We start from the raw sequence: 17,420 nt of genomic DNA, 5'->3' as shown, positions 1-17,420 counted from the left end.
AAGACCGCCCCCACCCGGACAGCACGCCGCAAAGCGAGCCATTTTCCAGGCCATTCAGAAAGGAGGTTGGCCGCTATCTTTCCGCTTCAGCGGCGGCGACTCAGAAAACAATACCCGCCCCCACACCCAACCGCAAATCAGCCTCCGGAGGCCTTCTGCGCCGCCAAAAACCGCGGAATGCCGCGGTTCGTGGCGGCGCAATCAGGAGCTTTCCGCCTCCCGAGGCAGGGTTACCGCTGATATGGGGTGGCTCACATCCGGGAGGCCCCGGTGGGCGTCCTATCCCAGCACCCGGAAGGCCACTTCGAAGTCTGCCTCCCGCGGCTTCAGCCGGTACGGCTCCAGAACCCCAGGTCCGCAGGCCGCGGTCCCCACTCCCCTGAGGGCGTGGTCCAAGTAGATGTAGCTCCGCCCGTCCGGAACCAGGTCCGTCCTGTGTGTGGCCGCTTCCAGAGCCTGCATGCTGTAGGGCCGCACGGTCAGGGCAAAGGGCTCACCGGAAATGTGCAGCTTGCTGCCGCCGGCCTGCAGGACGGCTGACCGTACACCGGAGCGGGCCCCCGACTCCTGGGGGCGGACGTACTCAACATCCAGCTCCGCAAGGGGCAGCTCAAACCATCCTGTCCGCGCACCCTGCCCGGTGTCCGGATAACTCTGGTGGGGACCCCGGCCGAACCACCGCACGTCGGTGGCCGATGAACCCAGCACGAGCTCAAGACCGATCCGCGCCCACTCGACTTCAAAGCCCGCGTTCACCCAGTCTCCAACCGGCCTGACCTGCGTCCGCAATGCCAGGGAACCGGAGCTGCTGGTCCAGAGGTAGTCCACCAGCACCCCGAACTGCTTGTCCGCCGCGCCCAGACGCGTGCTGACGCGCAGGTGCTCACCGCCGTCGGAAGCGGATTTCGCCCGGATGCCCAGCAGGCGGGTGTGGAGCCTGTCGAGTCCTGCGTCCTTCCACTGCGTGGCAAGGGGACGTTCGTCCGTGCTCCCCCACTCCCGGCCAAGGTCGTTGTCCGTGGGAGCCCACCACAGAACCAGGCCCAGTTTCTCCACGGGAAGTCCGCCGATGGACGTTGGCATGCCGGTGGCCCGGTTGAACACCGCGGTACCGAGCCGCAGTTCGTCGTCCCCGGTGTCCACCAGGTCCTCAGCCTTCACGCCAGCACGTGGAGAAGCGAAACGGGCAGCCTGCCCCCAGGCAACCTCGTGCCCTGCGGCTGCCCATTCCGTATCCAGGGCGAGCACAGCGCTGACGGTGAGCACCGCATCCTTGTCCCCAGGCAGCGCAGCCAGGTACCCGGCCACGTCCGCCGGCAGTTCCACTTCAGCCGCGGCCTGGGGCTCCAGCGGCACAACGGCCACCGTTCCCTCAAGCTGCGTGCCGCCGTCGGCCTCCACTTTGTACTCAAAGCCAAAGGCGGACGTATCCGCAAAGTCCTGCCCGTTCCGCAAGGTGAAACTGTCCCACGACTGCGCAATCTCTATACGCAGCGGCTCGATCACCTTCTTGAAATCCAACAGCCCGGGGCGGGGTTTGCGGTTGGCGTCCACCAGCCCGTCGGTGACGAAGTTGCCGTCGTGGACTTCCTCGCCGAAGTCGCCGCCGTAAGCGAAGTGCTCCCCGCCGCCCGGTGAGGGAACAAGGATCCCGTGCTCCAGCCACTCCCAAACGAAACCGCCCATCAGCCGCGGATACTTTTCGAACAGGTCCTGGTACTCGGTCATACCGCCCGGCCCGTTGCCCATGGCGTGCACATATTCGCACAGCACGAACGGCATGGCGCGGCGCCGTGCGTCCAGTCCGGCATCCTCGAGCGCCGGCTCAATGCCCTGCCCGATCAGTGCCGTCTCGGCCTGGCTGGCATACATCCGGGAGTAGACATCCACGTCCGGGGACGACCAATCGCCCTCATAGTGGATGGGACGGGAGGGGTCACGGTCCTTGGCCCAGCGCGACATGACTGCAAGGTTCCGGCCGGTGCCCGCCTCGTTGCCCAGCGACCACATGATCACCGAGGGATGGTTCTTATCGCGCTCAACGGTCCGCTGCATCCGGTCCAGCAGCGCAGCCTCCCACTGGAGATCATCGCTGGGGTTCTGGGCCCAGCCGGCGCCGACGAATCCGTGCGTCTCCAGGTCGCATTCAAGAACCACGTAAAAGCCCAAGCGGTCTGCCAGCGCCAGGAATTCGGGGTGCGGCGGGTAGTGCGAAGTCCGGATGGCATTGATGTTGTGCTGCTTCATCAGCCGCAGCTCCGCCTCCACCACATCCAGCGGCACGACGCGGCCCAGCCGGGGATGGTGCTCGTGGCGGTTCACCCCACGCAGCAGGATCCGGCGGCCATTCACCTTGAACTGGGCGTCTTCGATGGTGATGCTGCGGAAACCCACCTGCAGCGCAACAGTCTCACCCTCTGTGCTGACCGCGGCGTCGTAAAGGCGCGGAATTTCAGCAGACCAGGGTTCCACGCCCGGGACGCGTTGCTCCGCCCCCGCAGGCAGTTCAAGGCCAAGTTCAGGAATGCGTACGACGGCGTCAATCGCCTGCCCTGCCCGGGTTACCTCAACGCGGAGCGTGCCTTCGCCTGTTCCGGGGTCGTAGCCGGCGTGGACGAAGACATCGTCGATGCCGTCCGCCGGCCGGGCCTGGAGGGTGACGTCCCGGAAAATCCCCGGGAGCCACCACATGTCCTGGTCCTCCACATAGCTCGAGGCGGAGAACTGGGCTACCCGCACGGCCAGGGTGTTGGTTCCTTCGGCCAGGACGCCCGAGACGTCGAATTCGTGGGCGAGCCGGCTTCCGCGGGTGGTTCCAAGTTCCACCCCGTTCAGCCACACGGTCCCGGCCGAGTCAATGCCGTCGAAGCGCAGCAGGGCGTGCGGGAAGAATTCCGGGCCGGCCTCGAAGGTCACCAGGTGGTCACCAATGGGGTTGGCGTCCGGTACGTGGGGCGGTTCCACCGCGAAGGGGAACTGTACGTTGGTGTAGGCGGGCCGGCCGTGGCCGTGCATGTTCCAGCTGGAGGGGACGGGAAGGGTGGTGAAGCCGGAGAGGTTCGTGCCGTGCTGCCACCCGTCGTCGGGGGCCGTACGGATTCCCGGACTCAGCCGGAACTGCCAGTCACCGTTGAGTGAGAGCCTGGGGGCGTCCGACTCCAGGTGGGCCCTCGCGGGAAGGCTGCCCCTGCCGGGGGTCACCGAGGCCAGCTCCGCTACGCCTTCAGCACCAATATCGAGGCTGCGGAAGGCTCTTGCGGTGGTTTGGCCGGACCGGGGGCCGGCAGTTGCGGCGGGAATGTGGGCTGGCATGGGTTTCCTTGCTGGGGAGGGTTGGGGGGCTGCAGCGTGAACGTTCACGCACCTGCACAAGAAGCTTAGCTTCCCGCTCCCGGTTTGAGTAGGGGGTCAGGCGGATTGCCGGAGTACCAGCTGGTGCTGCAGGGTCAGGTAGGCCTCGGGGCTGCGGTCCTGGATCGAGCCCGTGAGCAGACCGTCCAGGAGTCCGACGGCGGCGCGGCCCACAGCGCGCAGGTCCAGCGACAGGGTGGTCAGTTCAGGCGTGAGCAGCTCCCCCAGCGGTATACCGTCCATGCCGATGACGGCACAGCCATCGGGGACAGAGGTACCTGCCTCCCGCAATGCCTTCAAGGCCCCGGCTGCCATCAGGTCGTTGAAGGCGAGGATGCCGTCGGTACGTTCCACGCCCGCTGCACGGAGGGCAACAGTGGACCTTGCCGCGGCCGCCGAGGGGTGTGCCTGGCAGTGGGTGAGCTCGATGCCAGCCTCCGCCGCCACAGCGGCGGCAGCGGCACTTCGGCTGCCGGCGGGACCGCCCTGGTCCGAGTCCAGGAAAATGATGTCCCGGCAGCCCCGGGATACAAGATGGGTGAGGGCAAGCCGGGCTGCGTGGCGGTAGTCAAACGAGATCCCGCCGGCAGTGCCGGCACCCGGAGAATCCAGGGCGACGACGGGGCGCCGGCCCATCAGCGCCTGTGCCTCATCCGAATGGGGCGCAAGATATCCGATCAGTGCATCGACCTGGGGCGCAAGCCGGGCGGTGGCGTCCGCCGCGCTGCCTGTCCCGTGGCCATAGTCGTCCACCACCACGTTCCAGCCCCGCTCAGTGGCTGCCTCCACCACGCTGGAGGCAAAGGCCGGGAAATAGGGGTTGGTCAGGTCCGGGATGGCCAGGCCAACTGAGATCCGTGCACCTTGGACAAGGCCCCGGGCGAAGCGGCTGGGGCTGTAGCCCATTTCTGCTGCGAGCTTCTGGACCCGTTCCCTTGTCTCCGCACTGATGCCGGCCATGTCATTCATAGCCCGGGTGACGGTCTGGCGCGATACGCCCGCTGCGGCTGCCACGTCCAGGATCGTGGCGCGCTTGCCCCTGGGGCTTGGGGTTCGGGGGGTCATAGACGGTAAGTCTAGATGCTGTTAAATGTGGGAGGCCCCAACCGTGTGGTTGGGGCCTCGACCGTAATGGTTGTCCGGCGGTGACCTACTCTCCCACACCCTCCCGGGTGCAGTACCATCGGCGCTGTGGGTCTTAGCTTCCGGGTTCGGAATGGGACCGGGCGTTTCCCCCACGCTATGACCGCCGTAACCCTTGTACCCGTCACCGACCCCTGGGGGTGGTGTGGGAAGTTTGTGGTTACAACATTGTGGTGTTGTGTATTCAGTTGTTGGTTCCTGTTCAACAGTGTCCCGTTGGGCGGGGTTGTTGGTTGGGAACCACATAGTGGACGCAAGCAGAATTTGTATGTGTTCTGTGTGGTGTAAGTTGTTGGCCTATTAGTACCGGTCAGCTTCACGAGTCGTTAGTCCTCGCTTCCACATCCGGCCTATCAACCCAGTGGTCTGGCTGGGGGCCTCTCACACATGAATGTGTATGGAAATCTCATCTTGAAGCGAGCTTCCCGCTTAGATGCTTTCAGCGGTTATCCCATCCGAACGTAGCTAATCAGCGGTGCACTTGGCAGTACAACTGACACACCAGAGGTTCGTCCGTCCCGGTCCTCTCGTACTAAGGACAGCCCTTCTCAAATTTCCTGCGCGCGCAGCGGATAGGGACCGAACTGTCTCACGACGTTCTAAACCCAGCTCGCGTACCGCTTTAATGGGCGAACAGCCCAACCCTTGGGACCTACTCCAGCCCCAGGATGCGACGAGCCGACATCGAGGTGCCAAACCATGCCGTCGATATGGACTCTTGGGCAAGATCAGCCTGTTATCCCCGAGGTACCTTTTATCCGTTGAGCGACGGCCATTCCACAATGTACCGCCGGATCACTAGTCCCGACTTTCGTCCCTGCTCGAGATGTCTCTCTCACAGTCAAGCTCCCTTGTGCACTTACACTCGACACCTGATTGCCAACCAGGCTGAGGGAACCTTTGGGCGCCTCCGTTACTTTTTAGGAGGCAACCGCCCCAGTTAAACTACCCATCAGGCACTGTCCCTGACCCGGATTACGGGCCGAAGTTAGATGTCCAAAGTGACCAGAGTGGTATTTCAACGATGACTCCACCCGAACTGGCGTCCGGGCTTCAACGTCTCCCACCTATCCTACACAAGCCACTCCGAACACCAATACCAAACTATAGTAAAGGTCTCGGGGTCTTTCCGTCCTGCTGCGCGTAACGAGCATCTTTACTCGTACTGCAATTTCGCCGAGTTTATGGTTGAGACAGCGGGGAAGTCGTTACTCCATTCGTGCAGGTCGGAACTTACCCGACAAGGAATTTCGCTACCTTAGGATGGTTATAGTTACCACCGCCGTTTACTGGGGCTTAAATTCTCAGCTTCGCCTTGCGGCTAACCGGTCCTCTTAACCTTCCAGCACCGGGCAGGAGTCAGTCCGTATACATCGTCTTGCGACTTCGCACGGACCTGTGTTTTTAGTAAACAGTCGCTTCCCCCTGGTCTCTGCGGCCCCGATCCCCTCCGGACAGCAAGTGTCCATCAAGGTTGGGGCCCCCCTTCTCCCGAAGTTACGGGGGCATTTTGCCGAGTTCCTTAACCATAATTCTCTCGATCGCCTTGGTATTCTCTACCTGATCACCTGTGTCGGTTTGGGGTACGGGCGGCTAAAACCTCGCGTCGATGCTTTTCTCGGCAGCATAGGATCACCAAATCCCCCCAAACGGGGGTCCCATCAGATCTCAGGCTTATATGAGTGGCGGATTTGCCTACCACTCGCCCTACATCCTTAGACCGGGACAACCATCGCCCGGCTCGGCTACCTTCCTGCGTCACACCTGTTAATACGCTTGCCTCCCGGGATCAGGTCCTGCGCTCCACCAAAACCCGCACACCACAAGGGTGATTGGGCAGGCTTCGGGCAGTTAGTATCCCCCGCTCAGCATGGGCGGTTTTTCGCCGGTACGGGAATATCAACCCGTTGTCCATCGACTACGCCTGTCGGCCTCGCCTTAGGTCCCGACTTACCCAGGGCAGATTAGCTTGACCCTGGAACCCTTGATCATTCGGCGGACGGGTTTCTCACCCGTCTTTCGCTACTCATGCCTGCATTCTCACTCGTGTAGGCTCCACCGCTGGTTTACACCGCGACTTCACCGCCCACACGACGCTCCCCTACCACTCCAAACGCCTGAACCAGCCCAACAAGTGGGCGGCTTGGCTACTATTTGAAATCCACAACTTCGGCGGTGTACTTGAGCCCCGCTACATTGTCGGCGCGGAATCACTTGACCAGTGAGCTATTACGCACTCTTTTAAGGGTGGCTGCTTCTAAGCCAACCTCCTGGTTGTCTTCGCAACTCCACATCCTTTCCCACTTAGCACACGCTTAGGGGCCTTAGTTGGTGGTCTGGGCTGTTTCCCTCTCGACTATGAAGCTTATCCCCCACAGTCTCACTGCTGCGCTCTCACTTACCGGCATTCGGAGTTTGGCTGACGTCAGTAACCTTGTAGGGCCCATTAGCCATCCAGTAGCTCTACCTCCAGCAAGAAACACGCAACGCTGCACCTAAATGCATTTCGGGGAGAACCAGCTATCACGAAGTTTGATTGGCCTTTCACCCCTACCCACAGCTCATCCCCTCCATTTTCAACTGAAGTGGGTTCGGTCCTCCACGACGTCTTACCGTCGCTTCAACCTGGCCATGGGTAGATCACTTCGCTTCGGGTCTAGATCACGCCACTCACTCGCCCTGTTCAGACTCGCTTTCGCTACGGCTGCCCCACACGGGTTAACCTCGCGACGTAACACTAACTCGCAGGCTCATTCTTCAAAAGGCACGCCGTCACCAGAATCAGACTGGCTCCGACGGATTGTAAGCACACGGTTTCAGGTACTGTTTCACTCCCCTCCCGGGGTACTTTTCACCTTTCCCTCACGGTACTGGTCCGCTATCGGTCATTAGGGAGTATTTAGGCTTATCAGGTGGTCCTGACAGATTCGCACGGGATTTCTCGGGCCCCGTACTACTTGGGATACTCTCACAGGCGGTACAAACACATTACGGTTACGGGACTAACACCCTCTCTGGCCGGCCTTTCAAAACCGTTCACCTATGCGCGCACATCACACCCCACTGTCCCGGCAGAGACAGTACGGAAAGTCCCACAACCCCGACCATGCAACGCCCGCCGGCTATCACACATGGAACGGTTTAGCCTGATCCGCGTTCGCTCGCCACTACTAACGGAATCACTATTGTTTTCTCTTCCTGCGGGTACTGAGATGTTTCACTTCCCCGCGTTCCCCCCACGCACCCTATGTGTTCAGGTACGGGTCACCAAGTCACTCGCGCGCTCAGCGGGGTTTCCCCATTCGGACACCCTGGGATCACAGTCCGGTTATCGACTCCCCCAGGCTTATCGCAGATTCCTACGTCCTTCTTCGGCTCCTAATGCCAAGGCATCCACCGTGTGCTCTTAAAAACTTGACCACAAAGATCAAAAACTAATTTCGAGAGAACCACGGAAACCACTGCTCCACCCCAAAAGGCAGAACAACAGATCCAGGTTCATATATCTTGGAAATTGCTTCTTATACAAGATGCTCGCGTCCACTATGTAGTTCTCAAACAACAACCCCAAACCACACACCCCACACACCCAAAAGTGTGTGCTCGGCGCGGCCAGGAAAACCAGAAACAAAGTCCCGCACAGCCACCCCCCACCCCCGAAAGGGAAAGGGAAGAAACCCGCGGTCCTGTTGCCTCAGGACCCAACAGTGTGCCAAACACTAAACCATGCCATCACTCCCCCACCGTTCCAGAACCATCACTGGCTCGTACTGGGACAAGGAAACAACACCACAGCCGCTATTTGCTGATATTCCACCCTTGAGCACCCGCCACGGAACGAACGTCCATGCAACGGGCCTTTACTCCTGACAACCCCCACACCCCGGCATACACCAGGACAGGGACAGTTGTAGGTGCTCCTTAGAAAGGAGGTGATCCAGCCGCACCTTCCGGTACGGCTACCTTGTTACGACTTAGTCCCAATCGCCAGTCCCACCTTCGACAGCTCCCTCCCACAAGGGGTTAGGCCACCGGCTTCGGGTGTTACCAACTTTCGTGACTTGACGGGCGGTGTGTACAAGGCCCGGGAACGTATTCACCGCAGCGTTGCTGATCTGCGATTACTAGCGACTCCGACTTCATGGGGTCGAGTTGCAGACCCCAATCCGAACTGAGACCGGCTTTTTGGGATTAGCTCCACCTCACAGTATCGCAACCCTTTGTACCGGCCATTGTAGCATGCGTGAAGCCCAAGACATAAGGGGCATGATGATTTGACGTCGTCCCCACCTTCCTCCGAGTTGACCCCGGCAGTCTCCTATGAGTCCCCACCATCACGTGCTGGCAACATAGAACGAGGGTTGCGCTCGTTGCGGGACTTAACCCAACATCTCACGACACGAGCTGACGACAACCATGCACCACCTGTAAACCAGCCACAAAGTGGGGGACGCATTTCTGCGCCTTACTGGTTCATGTCAAGCCTTGGTAAGGTTCTTCGCGTTGCATCGAATTAATCCGCATGCTCCGCCGCTTGTGCGGGCCCCCGTCAATTCCTTTGAGTTTTAGCCTTGCGGCCGTACTCCCCAGGCGGGGCACTTAATGCGTTAGCTACGGCGCGGAAAACGTGGAATGTCCCCCACACCTAGTGCCCAACGTTTACGGCATGGACTACCAGGGTATCTAATCCTGTTCGCTCCCCATGCTTTCGCTCCTCAGCGTCAGTTAATGCCCAGAGACCTGCCTTCGCCATCGGTGTTCCTCCTGATATCTGCGCATTTCACCGCTACACCAGGAATTCCAGTCTCCCCTACATCACTCTAGTCTGCCCGTACCCACCGCAGATCCGGAGTTGAGCCCCGGACTTTCACGGCAGACGCGACAAACCGCCTACGAGCTCTTTACGCCCAATAATTCCGGATAACGCTTGCGCCCTACGTATTACCGCGGCTGCTGGCACGTAGTTAGCCGGCGCTTCTTCTGCAGGTACCGTCACTTTCGCTTCTTCCCTACTGAAAGAGGTTTACAACCCGAAGGCCGTCATCCCTCACGCGGCGTCGCTGCATCAGGCTTGCGCCCATTGTGCAATATTCCCCACTGCTGCCTCCCGTAGGAGTCTGGGCCGTGTCTCAGTCCCAGTGTGGCCGGTCACCCTCTCAGGCCGGCTACCCGTCGTCGCCTTGGTAGGCCATTACCCCACCAACAAGCTGATAGGCCGCGAGTCCATCCAAAACCACAAAAGCTTTCCACCAACCACCATGCGGCGGCCGGTCATATCCGGTATTAGACCCAGTTTCCCAGGCTTATCCCAGAGTCAAGGGCAGGTTACTCACGTGTTACTCACCCGTTCGCCACTAATCCCCGGTGCAAGCACCGGATCATCGTTCGACTTGCATGTGTTAAGCACGCCGCCAGCGTTCATCCTGAGCCAGGATCAAACTCTCCGTTGAAGTAAAACAGACACAACCACAACCACCGGAAATAACGGCGGAAACGGCTGCACAAAATTTGAAACCAGCTAAAAACACCATGCCAACCACGGAGGTGGCGGCACAGCACAATCAACCAATTCATAAAACAATTGGTATCAACAAACTTGGCACACTATTGAGTTCTCAAACAACAGACACACCCGGCACCACCCAAACATTTCCGTTCAGGATCGCTCCGGAGCAACTTTCCAAACTTACCCGACCAACCACCCCGACGCAAATCCATCATCTCAGGACTCCCACCGGCATGAAGACCGCCCCCACCGTTTTCCAGCGCCCTAAAGAGCAACCAGATCATGGTCTTGGTTTTGGGGGTTTTGGCCACCCGCGGTTACCAGCTCTTCGCTGTCTCCCCCGCGGCGACTTAGAAAACAATACACGCACTCCGGGCCTACCGCAAACCGGTTGTCGTGAGGCCCCTAATCCCCGGGATTCCGCGGCAGGAGCGGCGTCCAAGGCACCGGGCGACCTCCCGCCGTCGTAATTTCCTTGTGTGTGCTGCCGCACAGGCTCCACCCTGCCCATCCCTGAAGAAAGCAGAAGGGCCGGCAACCCTAAGGTTGCCGGCCCTTCTCAAGCAGCTGGTATCAGCGGAACTGAATTACCAGGAAGACTTGGTGACGCCCGGGAGCTCACCGCGGTGAGCCATATCGCGGAAGCGGACACGGGAGATACCAAACTTCTGGAGGGTACCGCGGGGACGGCCGTCGATGATGTCGCGGTTACGCAGACGGATCGGGGACGCGTTACGGGGCAGCTTCTGCAGGCCCAGGCGGGCTGCTTCGCGTGCTTCGTCGGTTGCGTTTTCGTCAACCAGGGTCTTCTTCAGCTCGAGGCGCTTCGCAGCGTAACGCTCAACGATGACCTTGCGCTGCTCGTTGCGAGCAATCTTGGACTTCTTAGCCATGTTTAGCGCTCCTCTCGGAATTCGACGTGCTGGCGGATCTTGGGGTCGTACTTCTTCAGGACCATGCGGTCCGGATCGTTACGACGGTTCTTGCGGGTTACGTAGGTGTAACCCGTGCCCGCGGTCGACTTGAGCTTGATGATCGGACGTACGTCCTTGTCCTTAGCCACTAGAGCTTCACCCCACGAGCCAGGATCTGGGCGACGACTACGTCGATGCCGCGTACGTCGATGGTCTTGATGCCACGTGCAGAAACCTGCAGCGTGACGTTACGGCGCAGGGACGGAACCCAGTAGCGCTTCTTCTGAATGTTCGGATCGAACCGACGCTTGTTGCGGCGGTGCGAGTGCGAAATGCTGTGCCCAAAGCCCGGCTCGGCCCCGGTCACTTGGCAGTGTGCTGCCATGACTTCTCCTCAAGAATTGAAAGTAATGATCCGCATATCTGCTGCTGGATCATGCTGCTAAGGGCGACCCAAAAGTGAAGAAGGGCAACGGTTAGTCACGCAACTTGAGCCCCTAACTACCGGCCGCCCTGGAGAAACTACCGGGCAACCGGAGCAATTGCGCACGCTCCGCGCACTTAGCGCCTACCAAGTCTACGAGGTGGCGCAATTAAAGACCAATCCGGCGCGAACGGGTGTATAAGGGCCGGGGAAAGGTCACAGCTGCAGATTGGCCCTATTCACAGCCGGGTCATAGCTTGGAAGCGCATCTTGGATGCATGAAGACGCAGCTCCTGCCGGCAGCACCGGCCGCAAGCAGCTCCGGCCGCCCGGAGCTTTCATCACCATCAACACAGAGACCCGCCCGCGGCTGGTTCGCCCGCCAGTACCGGCAGCGCATGCTGCGGACCGACCTCCTGACGGTCATTGCCTGGGCCTCCGTTGCCGCCGCAATTTCCTTGTGGCTGGCCGACGGCGGGGCCACCAACGTCGGGTCGCCCGCCTCACTCTTTACCGCAGGTGGCATCGTGGCCGGGCTGGCGGGCATGGACCTGGTCCTGCTCATGCTGCTCCTGGCCGCAAGGATCCCTTTTATTGACCGCACCATTGGCCATGACCGCGCCCTGGAGTTCCACGGCAAGCTGGGCAAGTCCTCCCTTTACCTGCTTCTGGCCCACGGCGTCCTGATCGCCATTGGGTACGGCATGGCAGAAGGATTGGACCCCATCAGCGAGTCCATCAACCTCTGGGTCCAGGTGCCCGACATGTGGCTGGCGTTCGTCTCCATCGCGCTGTTCATCGCCGTCGTCGTGACATCCCTGGTGGCTGTCCGCCGGCGTTTCCCCTATGAGTTCTGGTACGTGGTCCATCTCCTGACATATGCCGCCGTGGCAACGTCGCTGCCCCACCAGTTCAGCGTGGGCGGCCTCTTCGCGGCCGGCAGCTGGCAGCGCTGGTACTGGCTTGCCATCTGCATCTACACCGGCACGGCCCTGGTGTACTTCCGCGTCCTGGAGCCGGTGCTGGCCACGGCACGGCACCAGTTGACCGTGGCCAGGGTGGATGCCGTGGCGCCGGGCGTAGTGAACATCGTCATGAGGGGCCGGAAGCTCAACCAGTTGGCGGGAACGGGCGGACGCTTCTTCATCTGGCGCTTCCTGGCGCCGGGAATGTGGTGGCACCCCCACCCGTTCAGCCTGTCCGCCGAGCCTGTCTTCAATGGCCCGGAGGGCCAGGGGACGTTGCGGGTCACCGTAAGGAACCTTGGCAACGGTTCGGCCCAGCTCCTCCGGCTGCGGAAAGGCACCAAGGTGGCGCTGGAAGGTCCATACGGGCTGCTGAGCACCGCCGCCCGGACCAGGAACAAAGTGGTGATGATCGGTGCGGGCATCGGCATCACTCCCCTCCGCGCACTGCTGGAGACCACGCCGTTCGCTCCCGGCGAGGCAACGGTCCTGCTCCGCGGCCACACAGACCAGGAGCTGTACCTCAGCAGCGAAATCCTCGCTCTCTGCCAGGCACGTGGGGCCCGGCTCTTCCACCTGACCGGGCCGCGGGCCCATGGCCAGTCCAGCTGGCTTCCGGAGGACGCCGTGCGGAACGGTTACAGCCTCACCTCCTACGTGCCGGACATCGCGGATGCGGACGTGTACGTCTGCGGTCCGGCGGCGTGGGCGGCCAACGTCCTAGCGGATGCCGGGAAGACCGGCGTCCGCGAGGAACAGATCCATCACGAAAGGTTTGACTGGTGAAAATACGCGGAGCAATCGCAGCGTCCTTGGCCTCCGCCGGGATCCTCCTGGCGGGCTGGCAGGCAGGCACGCAGGCAGGCGGCATCAGCACCCTCGCAGCAAGTACGACGGCGACAGGCACCACGGGCTCGACGGGTACGGGCTCGTCCGGGACCGGTTCCACCGGGTCCTCCGGCACCTCGAGTTCTTCGGGTTCCTCGAGTTCTTCCGGCTCAACCAGCTCTTCGGGTTCCTCTGCCTCCGGCACCTATAAGGGAACCACCGTGCAGACCCGGTTCGGTCCCGTGCAGGTCCAGATCACGGTGGCCAACGGAAAGATCACGGATGTTACGGCCCTCCAGTTGACCAACACCGACGGCAAGTCGATCCGGATCAGCAACCGCGCGGCGCCCCTGCTCCGCAGCAAGGTCCTCGCGGCGCAGTCGGCGGATGTCCAAACCGTCAGCGGCGCCACCATTACCAGCGACGCCTACCTGACCTCGCTCCAGGCAGCCATTGATGCAGCCAACCTCTAGCACCCGGCCGGTGGCAACCGGCAGCTCCATTCTGAAGGCCCGCACCTTTGAGTGCATGGGCACTGTGATCGGACTGACGCTGCCCGTCGGCTCCCCTGCGGAAGGGCAGCCAGGGTTCGATGAGCTCGTTGCCGCCACCGCCGTCGTCGAACGCCTTTTCCGGGACCTGGACGAAAAATTCAGCCTTTACCGCCGGGACTCGGAAGCGGGAAGGCTGGCCCGCGGCGAACTGGCCCTGCCGGGCGCCTCGCCGCCGATGCGCGAGCGCTATGCCGAGGCGCATGAATGGCGGCTGCGCACGGAGGGCGCCTTCACCCCCGAACGGCCCGACGGCGTGCTGGACCTTTCCGGGATCATCAAGGGTCACGCGATCCGTGAGGCCGGAACCTCGCTCCTTGCCCTGGGGCGGCACGACTGGTGCCTCAACGCCGGGGGCGACGTCCTGGTCAGCGGCTCCCCGTGCCCCGGCACTGCGGAGCCGTGGAAGGCCGGCATCGTGGATCCTGCGGACCGCCGCACCCTGATCACCGGATATGCGCTGGGCGGCAACAGCCGGCACACGGCGATCGCCACCTCAGGCTCGGCCGAACGCGGCGAGCACATCTGGCGGGTGGGAAGCGGCAGCGAATTTGTCCAGGTCACCGTGGCTGCCGCGGACATTGTCACGGCTGATGTCCTGGCCACGGCGATTGTTGCCGGCGGAACGCCCATGCTGGACCGCGCTGCCGACAACTGGGATGCTGCCGTCCTGGCCATCAGGGCAGACGGTTCCATGCTGGCGACTCCGGCCTTCCAGCCCGCCTGAGCCGGTGCCGGCGGGCGACTACAGGCGTGTGAGCCGGGGATACTTGGGCTGCAGATTGTCCCCGGACGATTTGCCGGTGACGCGGCGGGCCACCCACGGGGCGGCATACTCGCGGAACCACTGGGCGTTGGCGCGGAGGGCGTCGGCACGGCTGAGTTCGGGGACCGGCGTCATGGGCGGGATGTCGATGGAGTGATCGTACTTGAGGACCTCCAGCACCCGCTTGGCCATATTGGCGTGGCCGGCGGCGGACATATGCATCCGGTCGTGGCCCCACATGCCCCAGTCGTAGTATTCGCTGAAGCGCCAGTAATCCACCAGCAGGGCGCCGTGGTCCCCCGCGATCCCGCGGACCAGCTCGTTGTAGATGGCGGTGCGGCCGCGCATGGTGCCAAAAACCTTGGAGCCCCGGGCGTCGAAACCGGTGAACATCACCACCGTGGCACCGGTGGCAGCCAGTTTCCCGACGGCGTCGTTGTACTCCACGAGCAGGTCGTCGATGTCCACACGCGGGCGAAGGATGTCATTGGCACCGGCGTAGATGCTCACCAAAGTGGGATTAAGTTCGACGGCGGCGTCCACCTGCTCAGCCAGGATCTGGCGGAGCTTCCTGCCGCGGATGGCCAGGTTGGCGTAGCCGAAGTCCGGGTCAGCGCCGCAGAGCTGCTCGGCCACGCGGTCCGCCCAGCCGCGGACGCCGTTGGGGCGCGTGGGGTCGTCGTCACCAACGCCTTCGGTGAAAGAGTCGCCGAGTGCCACAAACCGGGAAGTGAAATCCATGCGGCTAGTTTGCCATCCGTTACCGGAAGCAACCAATCGGCCAGGGTCTACCGGACTGCGGCAAAGCTTGCGGTGCCAGTGCTTGTCTTGGTGTCCGCCCGGGCGAGACGGGACAGTTTGACCAGAGCCCAGCCGAGCAGCAGCACCACCAATGCGTTGCGTACAGTCAGCAACAGCGCCACCCCAGGGTTGAGACCGGCGAAAAGCTGCACATACAGAATCGGGTAAACGAGCGTGGTCAGGATCGCGATGGAAACCACAGCCGCCAATGGCACGTTCCAGCCCGGCCCATAGACTGCAACCCCTACGCAGATCACTGCCACAAGCCAAATCATGAATTGGGGCGACCCCACCTTATTGAAGACAATCATTGCCGAAACAAGTGCCAAGGCGCCCACCATCGTAAGTTCGCGTCGGTCCGCGCCCCGCCTGACTCCGGCCATAATCAAAAAGCTGATAAGGGCGAGGCTTACACACAAAAGGGGATTCATGAGCGCGCCCACAAAATCTGCCAGAGATCCTCGGATTTCCATGGTCACGATTTCGGAGTTTGGGTGCACCACCGTACCCGCGCCCAAGACAGCCTGCCACAACCCCGGGGTGGTGAAGGGTGCCTCGAGCTGCATTCCGCGCTCGCCCTGAGCCCTGATAAAGCCGAGCAGATTGCCTGCGCCGCCGCCGGCCACCACACCTGCAACCATGAACGCGGAAACGGCGGCCCCGGCCAGGAAGACCCGAAGTTTTGCTTTTGTGGCGAGCAGCAGGGCAAGGATTACTGCGGCCGGCCAGACCTTGATCCATGTGGCCAGTGACAACAGAGCGGAGGCAATGGCGGGGCGCCCGGCAGCCAGAACGAGTCCTATGACAACGATGGGCGCAGAAATCCCGTCAACTCTGGAGAAGACGAGTGGGCCCAGGATTGCGATGAGCAAAACCCACGCATATGCTGCCTGCCAACCAAACCGCAGCGTGCGGCTGTTCTTCAATGCCAGAAGTGCGCCAAGATTCAGCACGGCACACAGGAGAAACCAGCCCAGCATATAGAGATGACTGCCAAAGATGCTGGCCGCCACCATTGGGAAGATTGCGCCTATGGGATAGACCCACGGCACATCAACGCCTTGCCATACGCCCTCATTGAGTCCTGCGAAAGCCCACTGGCGGTACAGGTCGACGTCGCCGTACACGCCGCCACGAACAATCCGAGGGATCAAAAGCAGGAGAAAAAGCAGGTGGACAGCAGCAAAGGCGCCCAAAACAGTCCCGCCTTTAGAAAACAACCTGATAGTTTCATGCCGGTTGGCGTTCATGGGGAAAGCTTTCTATTGCGCGGATCTGAAAGATACGAAATTGGTGTTCCTGGGGTCAGCCCTGGGTTTCGCGCAGGATCCAGTGGTCCTTGTCCAGCCGGCCCACCACTTTTTCGCCGATCCGCGCCAGATCCAGCACATCCTCTTCCGTCAGGGCATCGAGGAACAGGTCGCGGACGTCCTCGACATGGGCCGGGGCCAGCCCCACGATGGTGGCCATGCCTTCCTCGGTGAGGTGCGCGGTGGTCACCCTAGCATCGTGCGGGTGTGGACGCCGCTCCACCCAGCCGCGCTTCTGCAGTTTGGTCACCACATGGGACAGGCGGGAGAGTGAGGCGCTGCTGCGGGCGGCGAGCTCGCTCATGGGCAGGAACCGGTCCTCGGCTTCGGACAGCATGGCCAGGACCGTGTAGTCGAAGAGGGACAGCTTCCCGGCGGTGTGCAGCCTGGTATCGAGTGCCGCAGGCAGCAGCGTATTGATGCTCACCAGCGCCAGCCAGGCGCGGCGTTCGTCAGCGGAAAGCCAGCGGGGTTCGGTCATGGTCCCCATTCTACGATTGATCTTTCAAGTAGCTTGGTGCGGCACCGGTAGGCTTGCCCCATGTATGTTGTCTCGCTCACCTACCGCGTACCCCAGGAGATCGTCGACTTCCACAACGACGCCCACATCGCCTGGCTGCAGAAGGCGTTCGACGACGGCGTGTTCATTGCCGCCGGGCGGAAGATTCCCCGCACCGGAGGGCTGCTGCTCTCGCAGGCCGAACGGGAGACCCTGGACGCGAGCCTGGCGCAGGACCCGTTCTATACCAACGGGGTCGCCGACTTTGAGGTGCTGGAGTTCCATGCCGGCCGGGTGGCGCCTGGGTTTGAAAACCTGCTGGACACCCCGCCCGCGCAAACCAGCTAAGGGGAGCCGGCGGC

12 protein-coding genes and 3 rRNA genes are annotated in these 17,420 nt (G+C 61.8%); 4 read left to right on the top strand and 11 right to left on the bottom strand.

Features of this window, described 5'->3' with window-relative positions; translation table 11 throughout:
- Positions 1-279 precede the first annotated feature (279 nt).
- The 8 genes from QFZ57_RS06065 to rpmB all read right to left on the bottom strand — a co-directional run bounded on the left by QFZ57_RS06065 (position 280) and on the right by rpmB (position 11,299).
- Positions 280-3,312: a glycoside hydrolase family 2 TIM barrel-domain containing protein gene (locus QFZ57_RS06065; RefSeq protein ID WP_306898775.1), complete on the bottom strand. Its 3,033-nt coding sequence runs from the start codon at positions 3,310-3,312 to the stop codon at positions 280-282.
- A gap of 96 nt (positions 3,313-3,408) precedes the next feature.
- A complete protein-coding gene (locus QFZ57_RS06060; RefSeq protein ID WP_306898773.1) occupies positions 3,409-4,416 on the bottom strand; it encodes a LacI family DNA-binding transcriptional regulator in 1,008 nt (335 codons plus the stop codon).
- Positions 4,417-4,488: 72 nt separating this feature from the next.
- Positions 4,489-4,605, bottom strand: a 5S ribosomal RNA gene (rrf, locus tag QFZ57_RS06055).
- Positions 4,606-4,773: 168 nt separating this feature from the next.
- Positions 4,774-7,914 (bottom strand): 23S ribosomal RNA (locus QFZ57_RS06050).
- Between the two features lie 505 nt (positions 7,915-8,419).
- Positions 8,420-9,944 (bottom strand): 16S ribosomal RNA (locus QFZ57_RS06045).
- The 16S, 23S and 5S rRNA genes sit together here, the layout of an rRNA operon.
- A 643-nt stretch (positions 9,945-10,587) precedes the next feature.
- Positions 10,588-10,893: a 30S ribosomal protein S14 gene (gene rpsN, locus QFZ57_RS06040; protein ID WP_102976597.1), complete on the bottom strand. Its 306-nt coding sequence runs from the start codon at positions 10,891-10,893 to the stop codon at positions 10,588-10,590.
- A 2-nt stretch (positions 10,894-10,895) separates the two neighbouring features.
- Positions 10,896-11,063 carry a 50S ribosomal protein L33 gene (rpmG, locus tag QFZ57_RS06035; protein ID WP_013602737.1) on the bottom strand — a complete coding sequence of 56 codons (168 nt, stop codon included), beginning with the start codon at positions 11,061-11,063 and terminating at the stop codon, positions 10,896-10,898.
- Positions 11,063-11,299, bottom strand: coding sequence for a 50S ribosomal protein L28 (rpmB, locus tag QFZ57_RS06030; protein WP_013602738.1), 237 nt, complete (start codon positions 11,297-11,299; stop codon positions 11,063-11,065). Before rpmB ends, rpmG begins: the two co-directional genes overlap by 1 nt.
- A 317-nt stretch (positions 11,300-11,616) precedes the next feature.
- Here rpmB and QFZ57_RS06025 point away from each other — a divergent pair, with 317 nt between their 5' ends.
- The 3 genes from QFZ57_RS06025 to QFZ57_RS06015 are packed head-to-tail and all read left to right on the top strand — an operon-like array spanning position 11,617 to position 14,409.
- The gene (locus QFZ57_RS06025) at positions 11,617-13,089 is read left to right on the top strand and encodes a ferredoxin reductase family protein (RefSeq protein ID WP_306898741.1); all 1,473 of its coding nucleotides are present in this window, start codon (positions 11,617-11,619) and stop codon (positions 13,087-13,089) included.
- Positions 13,086-13,604, top strand: coding sequence for an FMN-binding protein (locus tag QFZ57_RS06020; protein WP_306898739.1), 519 nt, complete (start codon positions 13,086-13,088; stop codon positions 13,602-13,604). The genes QFZ57_RS06025 and QFZ57_RS06020 overlap by 4 nt, the downstream gene beginning before the upstream one ends.
- A gap of 55 nt (positions 13,605-13,659) precedes the next feature.
- Positions 13,660-14,409, top strand: coding sequence for an FAD:protein FMN transferase (locus tag QFZ57_RS06015; protein ID WP_306632442.1), 750 nt, complete (start codon positions 13,660-13,662; stop codon positions 14,407-14,409).
- An 18-nt stretch (positions 14,410-14,427) separates the two neighbouring features.
- Here QFZ57_RS06015 and QFZ57_RS06010 read toward each other — a convergent pair whose 3' ends face one another.
- The 3 genes from QFZ57_RS06010 to QFZ57_RS06000 are packed head-to-tail and all read right to left on the bottom strand — an operon-like array spanning position 14,428 to position 17,040.
- Entirely contained in the window at positions 14,428-15,189 is a 762-nt protein-coding gene (locus tag QFZ57_RS06010; protein WP_306629522.1) for an SGNH/GDSL hydrolase family protein, read from the bottom strand.
- A 47-nt stretch (positions 15,190-15,236) separates the two neighbouring features.
- Complete coding sequence (locus tag QFZ57_RS06005; protein ID WP_306898736.1) at positions 15,237-16,499, bottom strand: glycosyltransferase 87 family protein; 1,263 nt, start codon at positions 16,497-16,499, stop codon at positions 15,237-15,239.
- A gap of 55 nt (positions 16,500-16,554) precedes the next feature.
- The gene (locus QFZ57_RS06000; RefSeq protein WP_306629518.1) at positions 16,555-17,040 is read right to left on the bottom strand and encodes a MarR family winged helix-turn-helix transcriptional regulator; all 486 of its coding nucleotides are present in this window, start codon (positions 17,038-17,040) and stop codon (positions 16,555-16,557) included.
- A 60-nt stretch (positions 17,041-17,100) separates the two neighbouring features.
- On the opposite strand from QFZ57_RS06000, the gene QFZ57_RS05995 reads away from it, so the two are divergent.
- Positions 17,101-17,406 carry a YciI family protein gene (locus QFZ57_RS05995; protein ID WP_306898732.1) on the top strand — a complete coding sequence of 102 codons (306 nt, stop codon included), beginning with the start codon at positions 17,101-17,103 and terminating at the stop codon, positions 17,404-17,406.
- Positions 17,407-17,420 lie beyond the last annotated feature (14 nt).

Origin of the sequence: Arthrobacter sp. B1I2, from assembly GCF_030816485.1 — a bacterium.
Classification (GTDB): domain Bacteria; phylum Actinomycetota; class Actinomycetes; order Actinomycetales; family Micrococcaceae; genus Arthrobacter.
This window is presented reverse-complemented; position numbering and strand designations above follow the sequence as displayed.

Excerpts from the sequence above, each read along its gene's own strand:
- QFZ57_RS06065 (WP_306898775.1), bottom strand. The coding sequence starts at position 3,312 with ATGCCAGCCCACATTCCCGCCGCAACTGCCGGCCCCCGGTCCGGCCAA.
- QFZ57_RS06060 (WP_306898773.1), bottom strand. The coding sequence starts at position 4,416 with ATGACCCCCCGAACCCCAAGCCCCAGGGGCAAGCGCGCCACGATCCTG.
- rpsN (WP_102976597.1), bottom strand. The coding sequence starts at position 10,893 with ATGGCTAAGAAGTCCAAGATTGCTCGCAACGAGCAGCGCAAGGTCATC.
- rpmB (WP_013602738.1), bottom strand. The coding sequence starts at position 11,299 with ATGGCAGCACACTGCCAAGTGACCGGGGCCGAGCCGGGCTTTGGGCAC.
- QFZ57_RS06025 (WP_306898741.1), top strand. The coding sequence starts at position 11,617 with ATGAAGACGCAGCTCCTGCCGGCAGCACCGGCCGCAAGCAGCTCCGGC.
- QFZ57_RS06015 (WP_306632442.1), top strand. The coding sequence starts at position 13,660 with ATGGGCACTGTGATCGGACTGACGCTGCCCGTCGGCTCCCCTGCGGAA.
- QFZ57_RS06010 (WP_306629522.1), bottom strand. The coding sequence starts at position 15,189 with ATGGATTTCACTTCCCGGTTTGTGGCACTCGGCGACTCTTTCACCGAA.
- QFZ57_RS06005 (WP_306898736.1), bottom strand. The coding sequence starts at position 16,499 with ATGAACGCCAACCGGCATGAAACTATCAGGTTGTTTTCTAAAGGCGGG.
- QFZ57_RS06000 (WP_306629518.1), bottom strand. The coding sequence starts at position 17,040 with ATGACCGAACCCCGCTGGCTTTCCGCTGACGAACGCCGCGCCTGGCTG.
- QFZ57_RS05995 (WP_306898732.1), top strand. The coding sequence starts at position 17,101 with ATGTATGTTGTCTCGCTCACCTACCGCGTACCCCAGGAGATCGTCGAC.